General features: G+C 57.4%; 4 protein-coding genes and 1 pseudogene. All 5 read right to left on the minus strand.

What is annotated here, in order from left to right; translation table 11 throughout:
- Positions 1-64, minus strand: a pseudogene (locus tag ABEH87_RS21505) (type VI secretion system tube protein Hcp); the annotation flags it as partial.
- A 3-nt stretch (positions 65-67) separates the two neighbouring features.
- On the minus strand, positions 68-1750 hold the full coding sequence (locus tag ABEH87_RS21510) for an OmpA family protein (protein WP_346579382.1): 1683 nt from the start codon (positions 1748-1750) through the stop codon (positions 68-70).
- Entirely contained in the window at positions 1750-2439 is a 690-nt protein-coding gene (gene tssL / locus ABEH87_RS21515) for a type VI secretion system protein TssL, short form (protein WP_346579384.1), read from the minus strand. The genes ABEH87_RS21510 and tssL overlap by 1 nt, the downstream gene beginning before the upstream one ends.
- The gene (gene tssK / locus ABEH87_RS21520; RefSeq protein WP_346579386.1) at positions 2436-3779 is read right to left on the minus strand and encodes a type VI secretion system baseplate subunit TssK; all 1344 of its coding nucleotides are present in this window, start codon (positions 3777-3779) and stop codon (positions 2436-2438) included. The genes tssL and tssK overlap by 4 nt, the downstream gene beginning before the upstream one ends.
- A gap of 15 nt (positions 3780-3794) precedes the next feature.
- On the minus strand, positions 3795-3881 hold an 87-nt coding region (locus ABEH87_RS21525; RefSeq protein ID WP_346579388.1), incomplete at its 5' end, for a hypothetical protein.

Below are 3881 nucleotides of genomic sequence, written 5' to 3' on the forward strand. Positions count from 1 at the left end.
CCACAGAACCTTTGATATCCGCACCGCCGTCGTCTTTCAGCCACAGATAGACTGGAATTGCCATGTGTTACTCCTTATCAGAACTTACTGTTGTGTCATCATCCTGTGATGACGTTCGCATTGCTGGTGCCAGGCAGGCATCCGCCTGCGGCACCAGACTGATTTCGACCCGGCGGTTTAACGCGCGACCTTCCGGGGTATCGTTGGTTGCAACCGGGCGCGTTGCGCCATAGCCCTGCACCGCAAAACAGGTTGGTGAGACGTCGCTGGTTTGCAGCATCCAGTCGCGTACCGCTTCGGCTCGTTTAAGCGAGAGCTGCTGGTTAGCCTGCGGGTTACCGGTGCTGTCGGTGTGCCCGGCCACCACGATCAGCCATCCAGGTCGGGCTTTGACATCCACCAGCGCGCTGACCAGCATTTTCAGCGAACCCGGCTTGAGCGCCGCTTTACCGGTGTCAAACAGCGACAGGCTGTCCAGGCGGATAGTCTCAGGTGCCTGCTCTATGACAGGAGACTGCGACGGAGGTGGCGGAATATAGGTGTCAATCGCCTGTTGCAGAGCCAGCCATAACCGTTGCCCGACATAGAGTCCAAGCGAATGATTCAGGGGTTCACCCTGCCGCTGCCAGCGTTCCAGCAGCAGAGCATCCTGCTTAAGAGAGGCGAGAGCCTGTGCTTTGGGCGCGTAGTGCTTCATCGGGATGGCGTACCAGCGCGCCAGGTTAACCTCTACACGGTGGATGAGATCACGGTTGTTCTTGACCGAGAAGCTGATAGCAGCCAGCGCACAGAACAACAGGATCCAGACAGTTCTACGCGTGCCGTTACCGTCCTGTACTGGCAGAGTAAAGGGTGACAACATCGGAAGCAGCGCATCGGCAAAAAGTCCGCCAGGCTCATAGCGGCCAGCAGTACGGCTGAACTGAAGGCATGTGCGGGTGAACAGTCGCTGAGACCACAGTGAGTCGCCATCACTGACTGCTGTACCCGTGCGCAATGCCACAGCAAATGGAAAAAGCGGTGGGCAGAGCCGATCTGCTTTTATCAGCTCATCAACGATCACATCACGGATAAAATCGAATGCCTGGCTCAGCACCGGAAGAGTGGTGACGTTATGTGCCGCCTGTAGCCACTCATCAAGGTCAAGCACTGACTCATCGGTCGGGCAGACTAGCGCCTGGCTGCCTTGCACGATGACCCATGGCGTTTCAGGACCAGAAAACTGACCGCTCAGCACCACCGGCAGCTCAAACCCGATCAAGGAATGTAGCTTCCTAATTTGCTGACGCAGATCTTTGACCGAGGCGCGCAGCATGCCTTCATCCTGATGATCGTCCGGCAGGCAGGTATACATCACACAGAGCTGCGCGACCTGTCGCGGATGAAATGAACCGATGGAGCGGACAACATCAGCCAACGTGCTGACATCATCCACTTTAATCCAGCAGCCTTGCGCAGTTTTGCGTAGTGGCTGCTTCGGGAATAACGCATCCAGGCCATCGCCACAGACCAAAACAATCGGCCCCTGCGCATCTGAAAGCGGCAGCTCCATTACCGACACACCGTCCTTCGGGGCGGCAGGTCGGCGACAACGCAACCACAGCATCCGGCATGCCACCAACACAATCACCAGCGTACAAAGCAGGCTGCCCCATAATGCGGCCGGCACGAAGTACCACAGCAACCACAGCATTGCTGCACTGCCTGCCACAACCTGTAAGACGTTAGAGATAACCGCTGATTTACGCATTAACGTCGCAGCTCCGGTAACTGAGAAGACAGCAACGTTTGCAACCAGTGATGGCCGCCAAGCCACACCAGCCCCGTCAGTACGATGGCAAATCCAGTCCAGAACCAGACAGAACGCAGCAGACTGTAGCGATGCCGCCCTGTGCGGTGAACCAGCAGGGACAGACCCGAGTTGAGTGCAGGTATCCGCTCGCTCAGCGCTTTGAGCGCATCATCACGCTGCGTCTGGCTGACAGTTTTCACGCTGAAAAGCCCCTGAAAACCCAGCGCGAGTATGCGGTGATAACACACCAGTACGGCCTCAACAGGGGCAGGCTGACGCAACACTTCAGTAATTCGGTCCCAGATGGCTTCGCCAGCATGTAACGAACCAAAATATTTTGCCTGTAGGGGAGCCATGCGCCAGGCTCGTTGCCCTTCATCCAGGACGGTATCGTTCCCTTCCACGGCATCGCGCGGCTTACGGCTCATCACGGTTTCATCCAGCAATGCACACTGGGCATAAGAGATATGCCCGATGCTTGCCTCGTCGTAGCCCGCGCCTTGCAGCGCTTTACGCACGTTGTCCACCTGACGGCAGCAGTTCTGATAGAGCGCGTACCCATCAGAGGTCGCGGCCCCCTGGCGCAGCATAGTGACCGTCAGCCAGGTGTCTTCCAGCAATTGATCGATATCGAGGTCTTTTCTCATGAGCGCATCACCGCAAACAGTTCAAGCTCCAGCGCACCCAGTAGAGAAGGCACGTAGAATATGCACACACCCTCTTCCTGCATGTTACGGGCAGCCATACTTTCCATATCCAGCGCAAAATACTGGTTCTCAAGCCGCACCGGTAATGCGGCGGGCACCCGGCTGACGGCAATCAGTGGAATTCCCTTCAACGACACGCCGTAAATGGCATTGATATCGTCCGGAGAACCGGCTTTACACATGTCAGGGAAACGTTCGGCAATCTGCCAGGCCGGAATATCAGAGCGTACTGATAGATACAGATCTGCTTCTTCACGCAGGCGCAGATCGTGCAACGAGGCTTTCCAGGTCTGTTCATCAGGGCGCGACATCGGCAGGGCAATCACTCGAGATGGCAGGCTGGCCTCCAGCAGTCCGGTAATTAGTTCGAACAGCGCCGGGAAAGAATTACCCGGCTCTTCGTGGTCATAGCCGGGAATGGCGTCCAGGTCGTGATCGAGCGAGAACGTCAGCATGCTGCCGGCCAGACGGGCAAGCTCTGCCCAGACCTGCTCGGGGTGACGCGAAGGGAAGCGCTCATACTCGGTTAGCACCCGTGCATGAGAGTTCAGCGCATTAAGCAGCCAGAAAAGCGACACATCCGCCACGGCAAAGTCTGCCAGACGTTCGTTACTTTCACGGCGCATCGACATCAGACGCTGACGGCGGGTGCGCAACTGGCGGTTTAACAGCACCAGACGCTCGCACAGTGCAGCACTGGCAGAAAACAGTGCCAGCGGCGCAATAAAGTCCGGATCCTGACGCCACCCGTTCTGGCCGTCACGGATCAGCCGTGCAACCGGGCAGGTCTTCCATGACTCGTTGCTTTCATGCCCGAAGCGAAGCGCCAGGTTGTGGCGAGCCACCGCCATCGACTCTTCTTCTGGCCCGAAGGCATCCGCTACGGTGACCCACTCCTCACGGTAGCGCAGCGGACGTTCAGCGGCAGATGCGTCAAGATGTACGTTGGTGATGCCTGCCTGCATCAGGGGAAGGGCCAGCAGTACGGTCACCGCATCCTTCCCCTCCATGGCACTTAATTCACGGGGTTCAGGAGGTAGATCGCTGCTAAGCGTATCAACCAGTGTACCGTCAGGGAGCCAAAGCCGCAGATGTCGTACCTGGATCAGGCCGGATGATAGCAGCCCCTCATCCAGCTCGACCTTTTCCGTTCCCCACGGAAATGGGGATGTCAGTGATGACACCCCTGCACTGCGGAAGGACTCCCATTCAGACTGCTGCTGGAACTGCTGAGGGGACAGCAACGCCCCCTCGTTCCATAACGGACGATATATTTTCATCCCTGTTCGCCCGCCTTACGCTTTCGCTTTCGGCATCTGGGATACCAGAGACAGGTTGATATCCATGCCTTCCACCTGGAAATGCGGGATGGCATACAGCTT

The sequence above is a fragment of the Erwinia sp. Eh17-17 genome (assembly GCF_039675725.1).
In the GTDB taxonomy this organism is placed as follows: Bacteria; Pseudomonadota; Gammaproteobacteria; order Enterobacterales; family Enterobacteriaceae; genus Erwinia.

Bases quoted from the DNA above. Each gene is read 5' to 3' on its own strand.
- ABEH87_RS21510 (WP_346579382.1), bottom strand. From the start codon at position 1,750: ATGCGTAAATCAGCGGTTATCTCTAACGTCTTACAGGTTGTGGCAGGC.
- tssL (WP_346579384.1), bottom strand. From the start codon at position 2,439: ATGAGAAAAGACCTCGATATCGATCAATTGCTGGAAGACACCTGGCTG.
- tssK (WP_346579386.1), bottom strand. From the start codon at position 3,779: ATGAAAATATATCGTCCGTTATGGAACGAGGGGGCGTTGCTGTCCCCT.